This window comes from Streptomyces sp. NPDC004788, assembly GCF_053601115.1.
In genome coordinates, this window is record NZ_JBSGBF010000030.1 from 52,039 (window position 1) to 72,284 (window position 20,246).

At 71.1% G+C, this 20,246-nt stretch carries 18 protein-coding genes; 9 read left to right on the forward strand and 9 right to left on the reverse strand.

Translation table 11 applies throughout. The features are described from left to right. Positions 1 to 59: 59 nt before the first annotated feature. Complete coding sequence (gene obgE / locus ACWEJX_RS16005) at positions 60 to 1,499, forward strand: GTPase ObgE (RefSeq protein ID WP_451608049.1); 1,440 nt, start codon at positions 60 to 62, stop codon at positions 1,497 to 1,499. Positions 1,500 to 1,623: 124 nt separating this feature from the next. Here the strand turns inward: obgE and ACWEJX_RS16010 are convergent, their stop codons facing one another. The 8 genes from ACWEJX_RS16010 to rfbB all read right to left on the reverse strand — a co-directional run bounded on the left by ACWEJX_RS16010 (position 1,624) and on the right by rfbB (position 10,898). Further along, on the reverse strand, positions 1,624 to 3,195 hold the full coding sequence (locus ACWEJX_RS16010; RefSeq protein WP_451608050.1) for a hypothetical protein: 1,572 nt from the start codon (positions 3,193 to 3,195) through the stop codon (positions 1,624 to 1,626). A 54-nt stretch (positions 3,196 to 3,249) separates the two neighbouring features. Next, the gene (locus ACWEJX_RS16015) at positions 3,250 to 5,526 is read right to left on the reverse strand and encodes a bifunctional glycosyltransferase/CDP-glycerol:glycerophosphate glycerophosphotransferase (RefSeq protein ID WP_451608051.1); all 2,277 of its coding nucleotides are present in this window, start codon (positions 5,524 to 5,526) and stop codon (positions 3,250 to 3,252) included. A 49-nt stretch (positions 5,527 to 5,575) separates the two neighbouring features. After that, entirely contained in the window at positions 5,576 to 6,484 is a 909-nt protein-coding gene (locus ACWEJX_RS16020) for a glycosyltransferase family 2 protein (RefSeq protein WP_451608052.1), read from the reverse strand. After that, on the reverse strand, positions 6,481 to 7,215 hold the full coding sequence (locus ACWEJX_RS16025) for a glycosyltransferase family 2 protein (protein WP_451608053.1): 735 nt from the start codon (positions 7,213 to 7,215) through the stop codon (positions 6,481 to 6,483). The genes ACWEJX_RS16020 and ACWEJX_RS16025 overlap by 4 nt, the downstream gene beginning before the upstream one ends. Then, positions 7,212 to 7,604, reverse strand: a complete 393-nt coding sequence (locus ACWEJX_RS16030) for a DUF2304 domain-containing protein (RefSeq protein ID WP_451608054.1) — start codon at positions 7,602 to 7,604, stop codon at positions 7,212 to 7,214. The genes ACWEJX_RS16025 and ACWEJX_RS16030 overlap by 4 nt, the downstream gene beginning before the upstream one ends. A gap of 152 nt (positions 7,605 to 7,756) precedes the next feature. Then, on the reverse strand, positions 7,757 to 9,025 hold the full coding sequence (locus ACWEJX_RS16035; protein ID WP_451608055.1) for a lipopolysaccharide biosynthesis protein: 1,269 nt from the start codon (positions 9,023 to 9,025) through the stop codon (positions 7,757 to 7,759). Then, a complete protein-coding gene (gene rfbD, locus ACWEJX_RS16040; RefSeq protein ID WP_451608056.1) occupies positions 9,022 to 9,912 on the reverse strand; it encodes a dTDP-4-dehydrorhamnose reductase in 891 nt (296 codons plus the stop codon). Before rfbD ends, ACWEJX_RS16035 begins: the two co-directional genes overlap by 4 nt. Continuing rightward, positions 9,912 to 10,898 (reverse strand): dTDP-glucose 4,6-dehydratase, encoded by a 987-nt coding sequence (gene rfbB, locus ACWEJX_RS16045; protein ID WP_451608057.1) that lies wholly within the window; start codon positions 10,896 to 10,898, stop codon positions 9,912 to 9,914. Before rfbB ends, rfbD begins: the two co-directional genes overlap by 1 nt. A 104-nt stretch (positions 10,899 to 11,002) precedes the next feature. Here rfbB and rfbA point away from each other — a divergent pair, with 104 nt between their 5' ends. From rfbA to ACWEJX_RS16085, 8 genes are all read left to right on the forward strand, one after another. Then, complete coding sequence (rfbA, locus tag ACWEJX_RS16050) at positions 11,003 to 11,881, forward strand: glucose-1-phosphate thymidylyltransferase RfbA (RefSeq protein WP_451608058.1); 879 nt, start codon at positions 11,003 to 11,005, stop codon at positions 11,879 to 11,881. 91 nt (positions 11,882 to 11,972) lie between these two features. Beyond that, a complete protein-coding gene (rfbC, locus tag ACWEJX_RS16055; RefSeq protein ID WP_451608059.1) occupies positions 11,973 to 12,578 on the forward strand; it encodes a dTDP-4-dehydrorhamnose 3,5-epimerase in 606 nt (201 codons plus the stop codon). A 106-nt stretch (positions 12,579 to 12,684) separates the two neighbouring features. After that, complete coding sequence (galE, locus tag ACWEJX_RS16060) at positions 12,685 to 13,704, forward strand: UDP-glucose 4-epimerase GalE (protein ID WP_451608060.1); 1,020 nt, start codon at positions 12,685 to 12,687, stop codon at positions 13,702 to 13,704. Between the two features lie 121 nt (positions 13,705 to 13,825). Continuing rightward, positions 13,826 to 14,926: a glutamate 5-kinase gene (proB, locus tag ACWEJX_RS16065; RefSeq protein ID WP_403793618.1), complete on the forward strand. Its 1,101-nt coding sequence runs from the start codon at positions 13,826 to 13,828 to the stop codon at positions 14,924 to 14,926. A gap of 206 nt (positions 14,927 to 15,132) precedes the next feature. After that, positions 15,133 to 15,636, forward strand: a complete 504-nt coding sequence (locus ACWEJX_RS16070) for a hypothetical protein (protein ID WP_451608061.1) — start codon at positions 15,133 to 15,135, stop codon at positions 15,634 to 15,636. A gap of 153 nt (positions 15,637 to 15,789) precedes the next feature. Then, positions 15,790 to 17,073 (forward strand): glutamate-5-semialdehyde dehydrogenase, encoded by a 1,284-nt coding sequence (locus tag ACWEJX_RS16075; RefSeq protein ID WP_451608062.1) that lies wholly within the window; start codon positions 15,790 to 15,792, stop codon positions 17,071 to 17,073. A 124-nt stretch (positions 17,074 to 17,197) separates the two neighbouring features. Continuing rightward, complete coding sequence (locus ACWEJX_RS16080; RefSeq protein WP_451608063.1) at positions 17,198 to 17,770, forward strand: SCO2584 family spore wall biosynthesis protein; 573 nt, start codon at positions 17,198 to 17,200, stop codon at positions 17,768 to 17,770. Between the two features lie 88 nt (positions 17,771 to 17,858). Beyond that, the gene (locus tag ACWEJX_RS16085; RefSeq protein ID WP_451608064.1) at positions 17,859 to 18,938 is read left to right on the forward strand and encodes an SCO2583 family membrane protein; all 1,080 of its coding nucleotides are present in this window, start codon (positions 17,859 to 17,861) and stop codon (positions 18,936 to 18,938) included. Here the strand turns inward: ACWEJX_RS16085 and ACWEJX_RS16090 are convergent. Then, positions 18,923 to 20,173 (reverse strand): M48 family metallopeptidase, encoded by a 1,251-nt coding sequence (locus ACWEJX_RS16090; protein ID WP_451608065.1) that lies wholly within the window; start codon positions 20,171 to 20,173, stop codon positions 18,923 to 18,925. The genes ACWEJX_RS16085 and ACWEJX_RS16090 overlap by 16 nt on opposite strands. Positions 20,174 to 20,246 lie beyond the last annotated feature (73 nt).

Here is a 20,246-nt window from a genome sequence, read left to right on the forward strand (position 1 = left end):
CCGCCTTTCGCGTGTTACTAGATAGACATTCCGACACATAGCTTTCTGGAGGCACAACCATGACCACCTTCGTGGACCGCGTCGAGCTGCACGTCGCCGCGGGTAACGGAGGCCACGGCTGCGCCTCCGTTCACCGGGAGAAGTTCAAGCCGCTCGGCGGCCCCGACGGCGGCAACGGCGGCCGTGGCGGTGACGTGATGCTGGTCGTCGACCAGTCCGTCACGACGCTCCTCGAGTACCACCACTCGCCGCACCGCAAGGCGACCAACGGCAAGCCCGGCGAGGGCGGGAACCGGGCCGGCAAGGACGGCCAGGACCTGGTCCTCACCGTCCCCGACGGCACCGTCGTCCTCGACAAGCGGGGCAACGTGCTCGCGGACCTGGTCGGCCAGGGCACCACGTACGTCGCCGCGCAGGGCGGCCGCGGCGGCCTCGGCAACGCGGCGCTGTCCTCGGCGCGGCGCAAGGCGCCCGGCTTCGCGCTGCTCGGCGAGCCCGGCGACCTCCAGGACATCGTCCTGGAGCTCAAGACCGTCGCCGACGTGGCGCTCGTCGGCTACCCGAGCGCCGGCAAGTCCTCGCTGATCTCCGTCCTCTCGGCGGCCAAGCCGAAGATCGCGGACTACCCCTTCACGACGCTCGTCCCGAACCTCGGCGTGGTCACGGCCGGCTCGACCGTCTACACCATCGCCGACGTCCCCGGCCTCATCCCGGGCGCCAGCCAGGGCCGCGGCCTGGGCCTGGAGTTCCTGCGCCACGTCGAGCGCTGCTCGGTGCTCGTGCACGTCCTGGACACGGCGACGCTGGAGTCCGAGCGCGACCCGGTCACCGACCTCGACGTCATCGAGGAGGAGCTGAAGCAGTACGGCGGCCTCGACGACCGTCCGCGCATCGTCGTCCTCAACAAGATCGACATCCCGGACGGCCAGGACCTCGCGGACATGATCCGCCCGGACCTGGAGGAGCGCGGCTACCGAGTCTTCGAGGTCTCCGCGGTCGCCCGCACGGGCCTGAAGGAGCTCTCCTTCGCCCTCGCCGAGATCGTCGCGCAGGCGCGCGCCTCGAAGCCGAAGGAGGAGGCGACCCGTGTCGTCATCCGCCCGAAGGCGGTCGACGACGCCGGCTTCAGCGTCACCTACGACGAGCACGAGGACGTCTACCGCGTGCGCGGCGAGAAGCCCGAGCGCTGGGTCCGCCAGACCGACTTCAACAACGACGAGGCCGTCGGCTACCTCGCCGACCGCCTCAACCGCCTCGGCGTCGAGGACGAACTCATGAAGGCCGGCGCCCGCGCCGGCGACGGCGTCGCGATCGGCTCCGACGAGAACTCCGTCGTCTTCGACTGGGAGCCCACCATGATGGCCGGCGCCGAAATGCTCGGCCGCCGAGGCGAGGACCACCGCTTCGACGCGCCCCGCCCGGCCACGCAGCGCCGTAAGGAGCGCCAGGCGGAGAAGGACGACGCGCAGCGCGAGTTCGACGAGTTCGAGGCGTTCTAGCACCGCACGGCGGTCGCCGGGACCGTCGGACGGAGTCCGGCGCAGCCGTCCGGAGCGATCCGCGGGCGCACGACAAAGGGCCTGTGCTCCCCTCGCGAGGGGAGCACAGGCCCTTTGTCGTGCGTCAGGCGACCTGGGCCGGTTCGGGCTCCGGGTCAGGGTCCTGCTGACCGGAGTCCTTGGCGTCCTTGGGCTGCTTGGACTTCTTGGCCTCCAGGGTCCCGGAGGCGTCCGCCGCGTCGAAGCGGGGCTTGGCGCGCCACAGCGGGAGCATCAGGATGCCGATGAAGATCGGGCCGATCATGTAGCGCCACAGCGGGGCCGGGTTCGCCGCGAGGACCGTCAGCTGGAGGCCGAGCGTGACCGAAAGCAGCGCCAGCGTGCCCTTGAGCTTGGTGCGGCGGCGGAACAGCAGCACGATCAGGTACGTGAGGTAGCACCAGATCGCCCCGCGGAAGAACAGCCACTGCATCTGCGGCACCTTGGAAGCGCGCCACGAGAAGTCCGCGAGACTGTGCAGCGGCTCCGACAGCGGGCGGATCTTCAGCTTCGGGCGGTACGGGCTCTGCTGGATGTCCTTGTTGTTGTTGAGGTACGTGAACAGCGTCTTCGACGTCTTCGGGTCGCTCAGCAGCGTGTTCGCCCGCAGCTCCTTGGGGCCGGGGAAGATCGCCCAGGCGATGTGCGCCCGGCACACCCGCGCGCCGATGACCAGGTCCGGGGTCCGGTTCAGGACCCGCTTCCACAGCGCCATGAGCTCGTCGTTGCGCTTGGCCGCGAGCGGCCGGTTCATCGGCGGCGATTCCATCGCCCAGTCGGCGTTGTAGCAGTTGGCCGCGCGGCCCTTCCAGTGGGACAGCGGCGCGATGGAGGCCATCAGCGCCGTGTCCTCCTTGGTGAAGTAGCCGGGGTGCTGACCGTAGGCGACGGCGATGTCCGCGTAGAAGAAGGCGTACACCGCGTCCTTCGGCGGGGTCTTGATGCCGGACGCCGGGTAGATCACGGTGGACAGCATCACCATGACGGCGACCGGCACGGCCGTCGCCGCGAGCACCCAGCGCCGCATCGACGGCAGCGCGATCAGCAGGATCGGCGCGGCGACGACGGCGACGAGCAGGCCGTTGTTGCGGAACACCGCCAGCATCAGGAAGCCCAGGAAGAGCAGCCCGACCGTGCGGTAGAAGTACCGGTCACGGACGGCCTGCCGCCCGGCGGCCCGCCGGGCCGCGAGCCGGCCCGCCGCGCCGAAGGCGAGGATCGCGCCGATGACGTACGGCACGTCCTTCCACACGAAGATGACGAAGACGGCCGTCGGCGGAGCCAGTGCCGGCACCGACGCGGCGATGGCCGCCCACCGCTGCCGGACGCCCCACTCGCGCAGGGTGCCGGAGCAGTAGGCGAGCACCGCCGACATCGCGATGATCTGTGCCAGCGTCAGCAGCCACAGGTCACCGGTGAGGTTGAGGGTCAGCCACACCAGGGAGTCGTAGACCACCGAGTGGTTGGACTCCCACGGCCCGGTGGTGACGTGCCAGATGTAGGTGATCGAGTCGTAGCTCAGCGCTCCTGGGAAGAACGCCGCCCACCACAGCAGGAAGAGGATCTGGGTCGTCGCGTAGACCGCGAGGGGCAGTCTGCGTTTCTCAGGGATTCGATTCCACTGCTTGCTGAGAATGGCGTTGCGCGGGAGTTTCAACTCGGCTCCGCTGGGCTGGTCGAAGACGGACGTTTCGGCTCGTTCGAGGAGAGGCTAGTCGGTGGAGACGGTCTCTCGGTCGCGCGGCCGTGCCACCTCGGACAGCGGCTGCTGCCCCGGGCGCGGCGGCACGGGCCGCTGGTCGAGCGGCAGCACCGGCGGCACCTCGTCCTGGCCGAGGAACACCTTGCGGACCACGCGCTCCGCGGCCCGGCCGTCGTCGAACTCGCAGAAGGTCCGGCGGAAGGCGGCCCGGTTGGCATCCGATTCGGCGCCGTTCCAGCGGCCGGAGGTGAAGACCTCGGTCAGCTCCTCCTCGGTCTGCACGGTCAGACCGGGGGAGTCGACGGTGATGTCGAAGTAGGTGCCGCGGGTGGTGCGGTACACCTCCCAGTCGTTCGCGTAGATGACGACCGGACGGTCGAGGTTGGCGTAGTCGAACATCACCGACGAGTAGTCCGTGAGCAGGCAGTCCGCGGCCAGGTACAGCTCCTCGACCGAGGGGTGCGAGCTGACGTCGACGAGCCGCGCGCTGCCGCTCGAACCGGAGGCCAGCAGGCTCTGGTCGTAGAAGTAGTGCGCGCGCACCATGACGGTGAAGCCGGAGCCGAGGGTCTCGGCGAACCTCTCCAGGTCCAGCATCTGCCTGGGCGCGTCGTGGTAGTCGCGGTGCGTCGGCGTGTAGAGGATCACCTTGGTGACCTCGGCCACGCCGAGCTTCTTGCGCGCCGCGGCCACGTCCGCCGCCGTCGCGTTCACGAGCTGGTCGTTGCGCGGGTAGCCGTACTCCAGCGGCTCGTAGTACGACGGGTAGGCGCGGTCCCAGGCGGCGGTGGAGAAGCTGTTGGACGTGAGGCTGTAGTCCCAGCGGTCCACCCGGTCCATCAGCCGGACCAGGTTCATGCCGCGGCGGCCGACCGGGTACTCCGCCAGGTCGACGCCCATGCGCTTGAGCGGGGTGCCGTGGTGGGTCTGGAGGTGGACCTGACCGGGGCGCTTGACGATGGACGGCGGGAAGTTGACGTTGTTGACGAAGTACTTGCCGCGCGCCATGGCCTTCCAGAACCCGAGCGAGCCGGGGTGGACGGTCGGGACGCCCTTCGGCGGACGGCTGGTGGCCTCGTTCTTGAGGACCCACACCGCCTTCATGCCGGGGGCCAGTTCCTTCATCTTCTCGTGGATGGCCGCCGGGTTGCAGGAGTACGAGCCGTTCCAGTACGCCGCGAACACGGCGACGTCCTGCTGGATCGGGAGCATCCGCTGGGTGCGGTAGTAACCCTGGAGCAGCCGCTTGCGCAGCTTCTTCTTCAGCTTGGCCGGCACGGACTTCTTGTTCCGCAGGGCGCGGACCGCCTTGCGGGCCGTCGACAACTGCCGGCCCTTGAGCCGCTGGGCCTTCTGTTTCGGCGCGACGTGGCCCTGCGGTCGGAGCCGGGCGTCGACCTCGGCCCAGCGCTGCCGGAACTCGTCGCGCGCGTCGTCCGGGAGGCGGCCGGGGGAGACGTCGACGACGCGGAAGTGGTTGATCATCCGGTCGTACAGGGCGCCCCGGTACTCGTCGAACTGCGGGTTGTCGGCGAGGAACTTGAAGACCAGCTCGTACTGGTCGAACACGTCGAAGTGCTTGCGGCTGGTGCTGTGCAGGATGCTGCCCTGGCGCCGCTGGCGGTAGTAGACGCAGACGCGGTCGAGGACGGAGATGGTCTCCGCGGCGATCATGACCGGGTAGGTCCAGGGGGTGTCCTCGTAGTAGCCCGACGGGTACTCGAAGCCCCACTGCTCGATGAAGTCCCGGCGGTACGCCTTGTTCCACGCGACCTGGAGCAGGTTGAGCAGCTCCGGCTGGTCCTTCAGCGCGAAGGTGCCGTGCTTCGCGGCCTCGGCCAGCACGTCGGCGCGGGCGTTCGGCGTGACGCGGCCGTCCCAGTGGGTGCGGGAGTAGTCGAAGACGACGAGGTCCGGGTCACCGGTCTCGGCGATGCGGCGGGCGATGGCCTGGAGCGAGCCGGGCAGCATCGTGTCGTCGCTGTCGAGGAAGAGCAGGTACGTGCCCTTGGCGCGGGCCATGCCGGCGTTGCGGGCCCGGCCGAGGCCGACGTTCTGCTCCAGGTGCATCGGTACGACCCGCGGGTCGGCCTTGGCGTAGTCGTCGATGATCGCACCGCAACCGTCCGGCGAGCAGTCGTTGACGACGAGGAGCTCGTAGTCCTGGAAGGACTGTTCGAGGACCGAGTCCAGGCAGTCCCGCAGGAACGCCTGCACCTTGTACGTGGGAACGATGATGCTGAAGAGGGGGGCTTCGGAGCCGGAGGAGGTTTGCGTCTGAGTCATCTCAATACCGTGGAATCTGACGTGGGAGACAGGGGGCGTGGCCGCCGGGTCAGCGTCGGCTCGTCGACAGGGCGTAGCCGAGGAGGGTTCGTATGGTCTTCGACTGTCCGTGGCGCAGCGCCCCGGGGACCATGGTCAGCGCGTGCAGTCGCATGGACAGATGTCGACGCGCGGCGCGGGCGGCCTTGGGCCAGCCGTGCTGGTCGAGTTCGTCGGCCACTTCGTTGAAGAAGCGGACCGCCTCGCCGAAGCGGGCGCCGGAGACCGCCTCGGAGGAGGACAGGCTGCCCGAGTGGCGCCGGTAGCGGAAGGTGGTGGTGGGCTCGACGACCAGCTTCCCGCCGCGCCGGATCAGCTCGATGATCAGCGCCAGGTCCTGGATGACTGACAGGTCCTCACGGAAGCTGATCTCCTTGACCGCGTCCGCGCGCCACACGATCGAGGGGAAGTACAGCCAGTTCCCGCCCAGCAGGTTCGCGGCCAGCGGCTCGCCGGACAGCACCAGGCGGCGTCCGGTGTCCTTCGGCGCGTAGAGCCGCTTCTTCACCTCGTCGCCGAGCGTGCTGGACGGCATGCCGTGCTCGTCGATGACCTCGACGCCCGGCTGGTAGATCACCGCGCCGGGTACGGCCGCGATCGCGGCGCGCATGGTCGCGACGTAGTTCGGCAGCAGCAGGTCGTCGCTGCCGAGCATGGTGAAGTGGGTGGACTCCACCAGCTCCACGCACTTGCGGAAGTTCTTGGTGATGCCGAGGTTCTGCTCGTTGCGCATGTAGCGGACCCGGTCGTCGCCGAGGGAGGCGAACCACTCGGGGACGCCGGGCTCCCTGCCGTCGTCGACGACGGTCAGCCGCCAGTCCTTGTCGGTCTGCTCCAGCACGCTGCGCACCGCGGCCTGCATCAGGGCGGTGTCACCGTAGTGCGGCAGCATGATGTCGAGGGTCTGCACCGCGGTCACTTGGCCTTCCGCTTGGGGCCGAGCTCGGAGCGGCGGCTGAGCGCGAGCAGCAGGATCATGCCGATGCGGCCCAGGTAGAGCGTGGCCTTCCAGGGCGACTGGCTGGGGGTGCCGGTGGTGCGCGGGCGCATGGCCACGGGCACCTGCTCGACGCGGTAGCCGGCCCGGACCACGGCGATCGTGGACTCGACCGTGTCGCCCAGGTATTCGACCGGGTACCAGTGCGCGAAGACGTCGATCAGGTCGCGGTTGGAGGCGCGGAAGCCGGACGTGACGTCGGTCAGCTTGGTCTTCGCCATCTTCGACAGCCAGAAGGCGAGCACGACCATGGCCCACTTGCGGGGGCCGCGGGTCTCGTAGTCACCGGTGCCGGCGAAGCGGGCGCCCATCACGAGGTCGGCGCCGGCGTCGAGGCGGGCGAGCAGCTCGGGGACGTTGCGCGGGTCGTGCTGTCCGTCGGCGTCGACCTGGATGGCGACGTCGTAGTCGCGGTCGTACGCGTAGCGGTAGCCGGCGCGCATCGCGCCGCCCACGCCGAGGTTGTACGGGAGGGTCATCACGGTCGCGCCGGCTTCGCGGGCCACCCGGCTGGTGCCGTCGGCCGAGCCGTCGTCCACGACGAGGACGTCGACACCCGGAAGCGTGGTGTGGACCTCCTTGATGACGTCGGCGACGCCCTCGGACTCGTTCCACGCGGGCATGATGATCAGTACGCGCTTGCCGTCGATCACTTGAGGCCCCCCTGGCCGGCCTGGCCGGCCGTCTCACCCGTCTGCGCCTGCTCGGCGGCCTGCGCCCGCAGCTCCTGTACGTCGATGCGGAGGAGGGCCACCTCCTCCGAAAGGGTGCGGCCCTCCTCTTCGAGGTGACCCACCTCCCAGCTCAGCTGCAGGCAGACGATGAAGAGGAACGCCACGCTGAGGAAGAGGAGCAGACTGACGCCCGAACGGACGCCGACCGTGCGCGCGACCGAGTCGAGGCCGCTCGGGAAGAAGCCGAGCGGGATGATCACCAGTCCGGTCAGGACCCAGAGGAACGCGTACTTCTCCTTGAGCTTGCGACGACGCAACAGCTCCACGATGCACGCGACGAGAAAGACTCCGGTGACCGAAGTCAGCATCCACAACTTCACGCCAGGCTCCGGTGTATCGGACGACTCATGGAAAGGCCCTGTCTACTCTTCCAAGATTGGGCGGCTGGCGAAGGAGCCACCGAATTGCAGTCCACTGTCCGCCGCTATGGTCACGGAGAGTGACGGAATGGTGATCATTCCTATGAGTGCACCGAACGGTAGCCTACACGAGTGCGAAGAACGAGCGTCATGCAGGTGACCACGGCGAGCGACCCCACAGCGTAGGCGATTTCGACCCTGCTGCGCAGCTCCAGGGGACTGAGAGTGACCGCCGCCAGGAACACGGTACCGACCACCCAGGTGCCCAGTTGAAGGCGCGCCGCGCCACTGGTGAGCAGCGCCTGGCCCAGGATCATCGCCAGCATGTAGAGCACCGTGCCGAGCGCCAGCCACATGAAGTCCACCGGCCCCAGCACGTCCGGCGAGCCGAAGAGGATCGGCAGCAGCTCGGGACCCAGCGCCACCGCGCCGACCCCGAAGACCGCGCCCAGTCCCGCCGTGATCCCGCAGGCCCGCAGCAGCATGCGCCGGTAGCCCGCCGTGTCGCCCTCGGCCTGGGCCGTCGACAGACCCGCGAGCAGCGAGGCCTGGAAGGCGCCGAAGGCGAACAGCGGCACCCGCGCCAGGACCAGCGCCGACAGCAGCGCGGCCACCAGGGCGCTGTCGTCCGTCGCGATCAGCTTGGTGCTGATCACCGCGATGTTGACGAGCACCTGCGCGAGCAGCGTCGAGCCGATCAGCAGTCCCAGGTGCTCGACGAGCGCCCCCCACTGTGCCGTGGAACCCGGCCGCGCCCCGCGCAGCACCGGCGGCAGGGTGACCAGGACCGCGATCAGCGGCGCCACCGTCATCACGGCGGCGAAGACGAACGCGTCGGTCACCCCGGCCAGCGCCAGGGCCACCGACAGCACGATCCGCAGCAGGCCGTCCAGGCCCAACTGGAGTCCGTACGCGCCGAACCGGCCGAGGCCGGCGAGCACACCACGGGTGACATAGGAGCAGGCCAGCGCCGCGAAGGCGCCACCGAGCGCCGCCACCAGGCTCCGGTCGCCGTGGAAGATCACGTCCGCGAGCGGTCCCGCGAACGCCACCAGCGGCACCAGCACCAGCGCCAGCAGCCCGAAGGCGAGCGTCGCCCCGCGCCGCAACACGGGCAGGGCGCCGTCGCCGGCGACCACCCGGGCGGCGACCAGCCGGGTGATCTCCTGCTCGACCGGGAAGAACAGGCCCAGCCCGATGGAGGCGACGATCGTCCACAGGACGGAGAAACTCGCCATGTCGTCGACGGAGAGCGAGTGGCCCGCCGCCGCGAGATGGACGTAGTTCGCGCCGCCGAGCAGCGCCGTGCCGATGCCGACGAAGGCGGTGCCGCGCGGCAGCGCGGTGGTGATGCGGTCGAGCAGGGTCACGCGCCGGACCCGTTCGGTGCCATGGTCCGCAGCGCCTCGGTCAGCTGCTCGCGCCAGTGCGGCTGGGGCGCGACGCCCGCGTCGGCCCAGCGCTCGTGGGCGAGCACGCTGTACGAGGGCCGGCGGGCCGGACGTACGAACTTCTCGGACGTGGTCGGGCGCACCCGTTCCGGATCCAGGCCGGTCAGCTCGAAGGCCGCCCGCGCCAGGTCGAACCAGGTCGCCGTCTCCGTGGCCGTGCCGTGGTAGACGCCTGCCGGGGCCCGGCCCGCGAGGGCCGCCTCGCCGAGGTCGCGCAGCTGCCGGGCGAGCGCCCGGGTCCAGGTCGGCTGGCCGCGCTGGTCGTCGACCACGTCGACGGTCTCGCGCTGCCCGGCCAGGCCCAGCATGGTCGACACGAAGTTCCGGCCGTGCGCCCCGTACAGCCACGCCGTGCGGATCACGTAACCGCGCTCCGGGAGCAGCTCCAGGACGGCCTGCTCGCCGGAGAGCTTGCTCCGGCCGTAGGCGTTGATCGGGGAGGTGGGGGCGTCGTGCCGGTACGGCTCGGTGGCGTCGCCCGGGAAGACGTAGTCGGTCGACACCTGGAGCAGCACCGCGCCGGAGGAGGCGCAGGCCGCGGCGAGGACGCGCGGCCCGTCGCCGTTGATCCGGGTGGCCGCGGCCTCCTCGGCCTCGGCGCCGTCGACATCGGTCCAGGCGGCGGCGTTGACGACCACGTCGTGACCGGCGACGGCCGCGCGGACCGCCTCGGCGTCGGTGATGTCGAGGTCCTTGCGGGTGAGCGCGGTGACGTCCGCGCCCGCCTCGGCCAGCACGTCGGCGAGCTCGCGGCCGAGCATGCCGGCCGCGCCGGTGATCAGCCAGCGGGTCTGTGCGGTGCCCATCAGGCCAGCGCCGCCTTGGCCTTCAGCGGCTCCCACCAGGCGCGGTTCTCGCGGTACCAGCGCACGGTGTCGGCGAGACCCTGCTCGAAGGAGACCTGCGGGGTGTAGCCCAGCTCCTCCTGGATCTTGGCGATGGAGAGCGAGTAGCGCAGGTCGTGGCCCTTGCGGTCCTCGACGTGCTCGACCATGTCCCAGCCCGCGCCGCAGGCGTCGAGCAGCAGCCCGGTCAGCTCCTTGTTGGTGACCTCGGTGCCGCCGCCGATGTGGTAGACCTCACCGGCCCGGCCGCCGCGCAGCACCATCTCGATGCCCCGGCAGTGGTCCGAGACGTGCAGCCAGTCGCGGATGTTCAGGCCCTCGCCGTACAGCGGCACCTTCTTCCCGTCCAGCAGGTTCGTGGTGAACAGCGGGATCATCTTCTCGGGGAAGTGGTACTGCCCGTAGTTGTTGGAGCAGCGCGTCACGACGACGTCCATGCCGTGCGTGCGGTGGTACGACAGCGCCAGCAGGTCCGAGCCCGCCTTGGACGCCGAGTACGGGGAGTTCGGCGCGAGCGGCCAGTCCTCGGTCCACGAGCCCTCGGCGATCGAGCCGTACACCTCGTCGGTGGAGACGTGCACGAAACGGCCGACGCCGTGCCGCTTGGCGGCGTCGAGCAGCACCTGGGTGCCGAGCACGTTCGTCGTCACGAACGGGGAGGAGTCCAGGATCGACCGGTCGACGTGCGACTCGGCGGCGAAGTGCACCACCGCGTCCTGCCCGCGCATCACGTCGTCGACGGTCGCGTAGTCGCGGATGTCGCCCTGCACGAAGGTGTAGCCGGGCTTGTCCGCCACCGGGGCGAGGTTCGCCTCGTTCCCCGAGTAGGTGAGGTTGTCCAGGACGGTGACCTCAGCGCCTTCGCCCGAGGGCAGCTCTCCGGTGAGCAGTGCCCGCACGAACTGTGAACCGATGAACCCGGCGCCGCCGGTGACGAGAATCTTCATAAGAGACACCATTCTATGGGGTGGGTTTCCCGAGCCGTTCCGTGGCCGTTCACACGGCCGCCGTGGCGAGCAGGCCCTGCGGGGCTGCCGTAGGCTGCTTGCCCATGCGTGGAATTTTGCTCGCCGGTGGTACCGGCTCCCGACTCTGGCCGATCACCCGGGCCGTGTCGAAGCAGCTGATGCCGGTCTTCGACAAGCCGATGATCTACTACCCCCTGACCACCCTCGTGATGGCGGGGATCCGGGAGATCCTGGTCATCACCGGCCCCGAGGAGCGCCCGCAGTTCGAGCGCCTGCTCGGCGACGGGTCCGACTTCGGTCTCGACATCACGTTCGCCACGCAGGAGCACCCCAACGGCATCGCCGAGGCGTTCGTCATCGGCGAGGAGTTCATCGGTGACGACCCCGTCGCGCTGATCCTCGGCGACAACATCTTCCACGGCGTGGGCCTCGGCCGGCAGCTCGCCGACTACAGCAAGCCCGCGGGCGGCGTGGTCTTCGCGCACGCCGTCTCCGACCCCACCGCCTACGGCGTCGTCGACTTCGACGAGGACGGCCGCGCCCGCTCCATCGAGGAGAAGCCGAAGAACCCGAAGTCCCGCTACGCGGTGCCGGGCCTCTACTTCTACGACAGCCGGGTCGTCGAGATCGCCAAGGGCCTTGAGCCGAGCGCCCGCGGCGAGCTGGAGATCACCGACGTCAACCGCCACTACCTGGACCGCGGCGAGCTCCAGGTCTCGGTCCTGGACCGCGGCACCGTCTGGCTGGACACCGGCACCTTCCAGTCCCTCGTCCAGGCGTCCGAGTACGTCCGCGTGGTCGAGGAGCGCCAGGGCATGAAGATCGGCTGCCTGGAGGAGGCCGCCTGGCGGGCCGGCTTCATCGACGACGTCCACCTGCGCCGCCTCGCCGAGCCGCTCACCAAGAGTGGATACGGCGACTATCTGCTCAACCTGCTCGCGTACGAGGCCGAGCGGGCCTGAGCGGTCCGTCCCGCGCGCGGTCCGGTCCGTTCCGGTCCGGTCCCGCGCGGTCCATTCCTGAGAAGTCCATTAAAAGGAAGCGGCACTATCCATGAAGGTCAACCCGCTCGGCATCGAAGGTGCCTGGGAGTTCGTCCCGCAGCAGCACGGTGACGCCCGCGGTCTGTTCCTGGAGTGGTACAAGGCGGACGTGCTCACCGAGGCCGTCGGTCACCCCCTGAACCTGAAGCAGGGCAACCTCTCCGTCTCCTCCGCCGGCGTCGTGCGCGGCATCCACTTCGCCGACGTGCCGCCCGGCCAGGCGAAGTACGTGACGTGCGTGCGCGGCGCGGTGCTCGACATCATCGTCGACGTCCGGGTCGGCTCGCCGACCTTCGGCCGCTGGGAGGCCGTCCGCCTCGACGACCAGGACCGCAAGGCCGTCTACCTCTCCGAGGGCCTCGGCCACGGCTTCTGCGCGCTGACGGACGACGCCACCGTCTCGTACCTCTGCTCCGAGGGGTACGCGCCGCAGCGCGAGCACGGGATCCACCCGCTCGACCCGGAGATCGCCATCGAGTGGCCGGTCGACGGCGAGCCCGAGCTGTCCGCCAAGGACGCCCAGAGCCCGACCCTCGCCCAGGCCCGCGAGGCCGGGATCCTGCCGGTGTACGAGGAGTGCGTGGCGTTCCGGACCTCGCTGGCCTCGCGGGGCTGACACCGGGGCCGGCCGCGCGGGGCCGATCCCGCCGGGGCCGGTCGTGCGGGCGTCGATCGTTCGGCGCCCGCGTCACCCGCCGGGCGATCCGCGTTAGGGTGCCCGAATGACGTGGCTCATCACCGGCGGCGCCGGCTACATCGGTTCCCATGTCGTCAAGTCCATGGCGGAGGCCGGTGAACGGGTCGTCGTCCTGGACGACCTGTCCACCGGCGACCCGGCCAGGGTCCCGGCCGGCGTGCCGCTGGAGCGCGGCACCGTCCTCGACCGGCCCTTCGTCGACCGCGTGCTGCGCGAGCACCGGATCCACGGGATCGTGCACCTCGCCGCGAAGAAGGCCGTCGGCGAATCCGTCGAACGCCCGCTCCTCTACTACCGCGAGAACGTGACCGGCCTCCAGATCCTCCTGGAGGCGGCCGCCGCGGCCGGCGTGCGCGGCTTCCTCTTCTCCTCCTCCGCCTCGGTGTACGGGATGCCCGACACCGACCTGGTGACCGAGGACACCCCGTGCGCCCCGCTCAGCCCGTACGGCGAGACGAAGGTCACGGGCGAGTGGATGGTGCGCGCCGTCGGCCGCGCCCACGGCATGGCCACCTCCTGCCTGCGCTACTTCAACGTGGCCGGCACCGCCGAGCCCGCGCTCGCCGACACCGGCGTGCACAACCTCGTACCGATGGTCTTCCAGCGGCTCGACGCCGGTCTGCCGCCGCTGATCTTCGGCGACGACTACGCGACCCCCGACGGCACCTGCATCCGCGACTACATCCACGTCGCCGACCTCGCCGACGCCCATCTGGCCGCCGCCCGCCGCCTCGACGCGTACGCGGCAGCCGGCGAGCCGCGCGACCTGACCCTCAACATCGGGCGAGGCGAAGGCGTCTCCGTCCGGGAGATGATCGACCTGATCCGCGAGGTGACCGGCCGCCCGGTCGCCCCCGAGGTCGTCGCGCGCCGCCCCGGCGACCCGGCGAAGGTGGTGGCGTCGGCCGAGCGGATCTCCGCCGAGCTGGACTGGAAGGCCCGCCACGACGTCCGTGCCATGATCGCCTCGGCCTGGGCGGCGCACACCGGGAGCTCCGCCGGGCCCGGGCCGGTCCGGGCCGAACCGGTCCAGCTCGCGGAATAGAGGGGCGGCGGCCGATCCGGCTCGCGTAGATTGCCTGCCGATCAGGATCACGAGCAGGGCCGCGAGCAGGACCGCGAGCACGACGGCAAGGACGACGCAGGTGACAGTGGCAAGGCAGTACGTGACGGAAGCCCGCAGGATCGTCGTGAAGGTCGGCTCGTCCTCGCTGACCACCGCGTCCGGCGGGCTCGACGCCGACCGCGTGGACGCCCTCGTGGACGTCCTCGCCAAGGTCCGCAGCGGCGGCGAGAAGGAGATCGTCCTGGTCTCCTCCGGCGCCATCGCGGCCGGCCTCGCCCCGCTCGGCCTGACCCGCCGCCCCAAGGACCTGGCCCGGCAGCAGGCCGCCGCCAGCGTCGGCCAGGGCCTGCTCGTCGCCCGCTACACCGCCTCCTTCGCCCGCTACGGGGTGCGGGTCGGCCAGGTGCTGCTCACCACCGACGACACCAGCCGGCGGGCCCACTACCGCAACGCCTACCGGACCCTCGACCAGCTGCTCGACATGGGCGCGCTGCCGGTCGTCAACGAGAACGACACCGTCGCCACCGACGAGATCCGGTTCGGCGACAACGACCGGCTCGCCGCCCTCGTCGCCCACCTCGTCCGCGCCGACCTGCTCGTGCTGCTCTCGGACGTGGACGGGCTCTACGACGGCGACCCGGCCAAGCCCGGCACCTCGCGCATCGCGGAGGTCAGCGGCCCCGACGACATCGCCCACGTCGAGATCGGCTCGGCCGGCAAGGCGGGCGTCGGCACCGGCGGCATGGTCACCAAGGTCGAGGCGGCCCGGATCGCCGCGGCCGCCGGCATCCCCGTCGTCCTCACCTCCGCCAGCCGCGCCGCCGACGCCCTCGCCGGCCGCGACACCGGCACGTACTTCCACCGCACCGGCCGCCGCTCCGCCGACCGGCTGCTCTGGCTCGCCCACGCCTCCACCCCGCAGGGCGCGCTGGTCCTCGACGACGGGGCCGTGACGGCCGTGGTCGAGGGCAAGAAGTCGCTGCTCGCCGCCGGAATCGCCGCCGTCGAGGGCGAGTTCTCGGCCGGCGACCCGGTGGAGCTGCGCGACACGGCGGGCCGCGCCGTCGCCCGTGGCCTCGTCAACTTCGACGCCAAGGAACTGCCCCAGCTGCTCGGCCGCTCCACCCGCGACCTGGCCCGCGAGCTGGGCCCGGAGTACGAGCGCGAGGTCGTGCACCGCGACGACCTCGTCGTGATGTGAGCGGCTCGTGAAAATCCCGCCTGTGAACCGAAACGGCTGAAAGTCTGGTCATCCGGTAGGGACCTTTACCAAAACCGCCCCATGCCCCGCCCCGGACTGGTCAACTTTGTCTCGGGGACAAGAGGGGCGGGAGAAGACAGCACGCGCAGCAGAACGCAGCAGCATGCGACAAGCACGCAGCACAGGCATCACACAGGAGGCCGCCGGTGAGACGAGCGCGCCCAGGGGCACACCCCCGCGGGACGGCCGAACGCGCCCTGACGAGCGTCGAGGCCGGAGCCGACTTCGACGACTTCGACGACATCGACGACATTGACGAGGAATCCGCCGAGGACACAGGGGCACGAGGCCGGGAGGCTGCGGTGGAGGTGTCGAAGCTCTGGCACATCACCCTCAGCGTCTCCGGGCGGGCGGCCCCGCTGAAGGAGGTGCGCCGGGCCCTGGAACAGCTGGCCCACGACCACCCCTTCCTGCTGACCAGCCGCTATGCCAACGACCACGCCGAGATCCGCTACTGGGAGGAGGCCCGCGACCTCCACGACGCCGCGGCCGTCGCGCTGCGGCTGTGGGGCGAACACCGGCTGAGCGCCCAGCTGCCGCCGTGGGAGATCGTCGGCCTGGAGGTCATCGACCGCGAGACCTACCACCAGCGGATCGCCGAGGGCTACGGCCCGCCGCCGGCCGCCCCGGTCGGCGTCCACCCCTACTGAGCGCGGGGGCCGGGGCAGAGCGAGGCACCGGCGTCCGGCGCTCGGATTCGGCCAAAGCCGGGCCGGCCGGTGCCCGCCCGTCGACGTCTCGCAGATCGGGACGGCCGACGGACACGTGAGGGATGTCCGCAGCGGTGCCAGTACCCTGCGGACATGACCTCGCTCATGCCCTTCGACAACATGTCCCCGGTCACCCAGACCGCCTACCGGGCCCGCGCCGCGGCCGCCGAGATCGCGCCACTCCCGCGCGCGGCGAAGGACGACGCCCTGCTCGCCGTCGCGGACGCCCTGGAGGTCCGCACGGCCGAGATCGTCGAGGCCAACGCCGAGGACATCGCGCGCGCCCGCGAGGCCGGCACCAGCGAGGCCATCATCGACCGGCTCACCCTCACCCCCGAGCGGGTCCGGGCCATCGCCGCCGACGTCCGGCACGTGGCCGCCCTGCCCGACCCGGTCGGCGAGGTCGTCCGCGGCTCCACCCTCCCCAACGGCATCGACCTGCGCCAGATCCGCGTCCCGCTCGGCGTGGTCGGCATCATCTACGAGGCCCGGCCCAACGTCACCGTCGACGCCGCCGCCCTCTGCCTCAAGTCCGGCAACGCCGTCCTGCTGCGCGGCTCGTCCTCCGCGTACTCCTCCAACAGCGCCCTGGTGAAGGTGCTCCGCGACGCCGTCGGCGGCGCCGGGCTGCCCGCCGACGCCATCCAGCTCGTCCCCGGCGAGTCCCGTGACTCGGTGCGCGAGCTGATGCGCGCCCGCGGCCTCGTCGACGTCCTCATCCCGCGCGGCGGCGCCTCCCTCATCAAGACGGTCGTCGAGGAGTCCACCGTCCCCGTCATCGAGACCGGCACCGGCAACTGCCACGTCTACGTGGACGCCGAGGCCGACATCGACATGGCCGTCGACATCCTCGTCAACTCCAAGGCCCAGCGGGTCAGCGTCTGCAACGCCGCCGAGACCCTCCTGGTCCACCAGGACATCGCCGCCGCCTTCCTGCCGCGCGCCCTGGACGCCCTGGCCGAGGCCGGCGTCACCGTCCACGCCGACGAGCGGGTCCTCGCCCTCGCCGAGGGCAGCAAGGCCACCATCGTCCCGGCCACCCCCGAGGACTGGGAGACCGAGTACCTCTCGTACGACATCGCCGCCGCCGTTGTTGACTCCCTGGACCGGGCCGTCGAGCACATCCGGCTCTGGACCTCCGGTCACACCGAGGCCATCGTCACCACCTCCCAGGCCGCGGCCCGCCGCTTCACCCAGCTGGTCGACTCCACCACCGTCGCCGTCAACGCCTCCACCCGCTTCACGGACGGCGGACAGTTCGGCTTCGGCGCCGAGATCGGCATCTCCACCCAGAAGCTGCACGCCCGGGGCCCGATGGGCCTCCCGGAACTCACCTCCACCAAGTACATCGTGACCGGCGACGGTCACATCCGGTAACCCGCGAACCACTCGTCCGGCGGACCCCGCCCGCCCCGGCGCGGCCCGGACGACGGCGGATACGGGGCAGGGACGGCTCGCGCTTTCCCTGCCCAAAACGCCCTGCCGGGGCTACTCTGAACCCGTGCCGGACGACGTGGGGGGCAGGCCGTTCCAGAACGGCGGGGACCCCGAGGACTCTGTCGACCGCGGCGGCGCAGACGACGACTTCGCCACCGTGGTCTTCGACGAGGACTTCGTACGGGCCGCCGCCTTCCACGAGCCCACCGCCGTCGAGCGGCTGCTCGCCGCCGCCCAGGCCCGCGCCGAGGCCGAGGCCGCCCGCGCCCGGGCCGTGGCCGGTCTGGCCGACGACGACCTCTACGACGACGCCTACGACGGCGGCCGCCTCCCCGAGGGCTACGACCCGGACACCGCCGAGGACGAGCTCGGCCCCTACGGCCCGCACGGCGGCGCCCTGCGCCCGTACCGGAGCAGCGCCCGCTGGCACCGCCCGGTCGCCTGGGTGCTCGCCCTGGTGATGGGCGTCGGCATGGTCGCCCTCGCCTTCAGCGCCGTCTACCGGGGCGCGGCCAACAACCGGCAGGACCGCATCCAGCCGCCGGCCACCACCGACGTCGACAAACCGCGCGCCGTCCCCACCATGGCCACCGCGCCGTCCGCACCCGCCGTCCCGGCGGCTCCCGGCACCCCTTGACCCGTTCGTCGCAGCGCCGGTCGATTTCTTCCGAAGTTGTCGTGTACCTGGGCGTTTACGGGGGCTTCCACCGACCTACCCTGAAGGTATGGCAGGGCGTGGCGACCCGCCTGAGGGGACCCCTGAGGGACTCCCCGGCGGTGAGGACGAATACCGATCCGTCGTCTTCGACGAGGCGTTCGTCCGGGCTGCCCGCCTCCAGGAGTTCTCCGCCCGGGAACGGATGGGCGAACACGCCCAGGCCGTCCGCACCCGGTCGTCCTGGGAGGGCCGCAGCGGCTCCCGGCAGGCCCTGCTGCTCGTCCTGCTGATCCTCCTGGCCTTCGGCACCGCCGTCTACCTCGGCGTCCGCAACCCCTACCAGCCCCCCGTCGACCAGCCGGCCGAGCCGCTTCGCTCCACCGTGGTCCCGCTCACCCCCCAGGGCCCGGTCCCGGGCGGCACCCCGGAACAGCTCTTCGCGCACAGCCCCGCCGCCGAGTACCGCGTCGGCGCCGCCGGCATCAACCTCCCGCTGGCCGGGCGCACCACCCACTTCTCCGAGTCCCAGGTCGTCACGGCCCTCGGCATCGCCAAGGACTACCTGGTCGCCTCCTCCCTCGATCCGGGCGTCCTGACCGGTCTCACCGTCCGCCCGCCCCGCCTGCTGATCGACCCCGACCAGCAGGAACAGTTCGACCACAGCGTCGAGTCGTCCAAGGACGACGGCCGGCACGCCGTCGCCGGCTGGCTCGTCCGCTTCGACCCGCACCGGGTCGTCCTCGCCGACCCCTCCGTCCGCGTCCAGGGCACCCTCCGCTTCGCGGAGATCAACCCGGACCTCATGGAGGTCACGGCGGACCACACCTTCACCTACGCCGTCCGCCCCGCCACCGCCGGCAACGGCCCGGCCCCGCGGGCCTCGCTGTTCACCGTCCACCGCGAGCTGCGCTTCCGCTTCGACCGCGAGGACCTGCAGGCGCACCGCGCCGAGCTGCTCACCAGCGCCGTCCAGGCCGGCCCGCAGTCCTGCGACGCCGACACCACCGGCTCGCTGCGCCCCCTGCTGGCGGGCGAGCGGGCCGCCGACCGGAGCCGGCAGGCCGCCACCGACCCGTACGCCACGGCCGCGCCCGCCGTCTCCTCGGTCTGCGGCGTGCTGGCCCCGAGCGCTCAGCCCTCGTTCTGACCCGAGCCCTGGCCAGGCCCCTGCCCGGAGTCGCGGCCGTCGCCGGGCGTGCCCGTCGAGCCCTGAGCGGGCCCCTGAGCGGCTGCGTCAGGCCCGTTCTTGCCGCCTCCGTCCCTGCTGCCGCCCGCGTCCTTGCTGCCGCTGCCGCTGCCGCTGCCGCTGCCGCTGCCGCTGCCGCTGCCGCTGCCGCTGCCGCTGCCGCTGCCGCCGTTGCCGAACCGGCCGAACAGCTTTCCGCCGAGGTCGCCGGCGAGGTCCCCGGCGCCGCCGGCTATGTCGCTGACCAGCTTCATCAGCGGATCCCTGCTGCTGCGCACGGAGTCCGCGTAGTGCCGCCCCGACTCGCGGAACGAGTCGGTCACCGAGGTGTCCTTGTCCTCCGAGCGCTTCGGGTAGTGGCCGTCCATGATCCGCTGGTAGTCGCGGGTCTCCGACCACTTCTTCAGCTCGGCCGCCCGGATCGTGGGGAACGGGTGCGAGCGCGGCAGCACGTTCAGGATCTTCAGCACGGAGTCGCGCAGGTCGCCGCCCTTCTCGTACTCGTCGGCCTGGGCGAGGAACGCGTCCACGTTCATCTCGTGCAGGTGGTTGCCGCCCGCGATCTTCATCAGGCCGCGCATGGACGCCTGCAGGTCCTGACCCACGAGCAGCCCGGCCCGGTCGGCCGAGAGCTCCGACTTGCGGAACCACTCGCGCAGCGCGGTGACGATCGTCATGATCGCCACGTTCCCCAGCGGTATCCAGGCGACCTTGAGGGCCAGGCTGGTGAGGAAGAGCAGCACCGTGCGGTAGACGGAGTGGCCCGAGAGCGCGTGACCCACCTCGTGCCCGACGACGGCCCGCATCTCCTCCTCGTCGAGCAGCTCCACCAGACCGGTGGTGACGACGATGATCGGCTCGTCGAGGCCGATGCACATCGCGTTCGGCTGCGGGTCCTGCGTGACGTACATCGGCGGGACCTTCTCCAGGTCCAGGATGTAACAGGCGTCCCGCAGCATGGCGTTGAGGTGCGGGAACTGGGCGTCGCTCACCCGCACGGATTCGGAGAGGAAGATGAGCCGCAGACTGCGCTCGGGCAGCAGCCCGCTCAGCGCCTTGAAGACGGTGTCGAAGCCGCTCAGCTTGCGCAGCGCGACCAGCGCCGAGCGGTCTGCCGGGTGTTCGTAGGCCCGCGAGGAGATACCCGGGAAGCGCTTGCGCCGCCGGCCGGGCAGGTTCTCCTGGTTGTCGGACATGGATGCCCCCTGTTCGTACGAGTCGGTGCTCGTCCCCCTGACGCGACCCAGCCTAGGCGAGGGGGCTACCGTG